The following is a 604-nucleotide window of genomic DNA, read 5'->3' as shown; positions in this document are numbered from 1 at the left end:
CGGCCGGCCTGCGCAGCCTGGCGCTGGATACCGAGGACCTGAGCGGCTACAGCGACGCCAACCCGGACATCGACGTGGGGCCGCTGAACCTCGCCTATGTGATCTACACCTCCGGCTCCACCGGCCGCCCGAAAGGCGCCGGCAACAGCCACCAGGCGCTGGTCAACCGCCTGTGGTGGATGCAGAAGGCCTACGGGCTGGACGCCAGCGACAGCGTGCTGCAGAAAACCCCGTTCAGCTTCGACGTGTCGGTGTGGGAGTTCTTCTGGCCGCTGATGACCGGCGCACGCCTGGTCATGGCCCAGCCGGGGGCGCACCGCGACCCGCAGCTGTTGGTCGAAACCATCAACCACTACGGCATCAGTACGCTGCACTTCGTGCCATCGATGCTGCAGGCGTTCATGACCCACGAGGCGGTCGAGAGCTGCGTCAGCCTCAAGCGCGTGGTGTGCAGCGGTGAAGCGCTGCCGGCCGAGCTGGCGCGTCAGACCTCGCAGCGTTTGCCGGCGGCCGGCCTGTACAACCTGTACGGCCCGACCGAAGCCGCCATCGACGTCACTCACTGGACCTGCCAGCCAGACGAAAGCATCAGCGTGCCGATCGG

The 604-nt window shown here is 67.2% G+C and carries 1 protein-coding gene; it reads left to right on the top strand.

All coding sequences use genetic code 11. The annotated features are described in order from the left end of the window. Positions 1–604, top strand: a 604-nt coding sequence (locus ABE456_RS28470; RefSeq protein ID WP_346646906.1) for an AMP-binding protein, incomplete at both ends; no start/stop codon positions are given.

The organism is Pseudomonas sp. TWI929 (assembly GCF_039673335.1).
Lineage (GTDB): Bacteria > Pseudomonadota > Gammaproteobacteria > Pseudomonadales > Pseudomonadaceae > Aquipseudomonas.
This window is presented reverse-complemented; position numbering and strand designations above follow the sequence as displayed.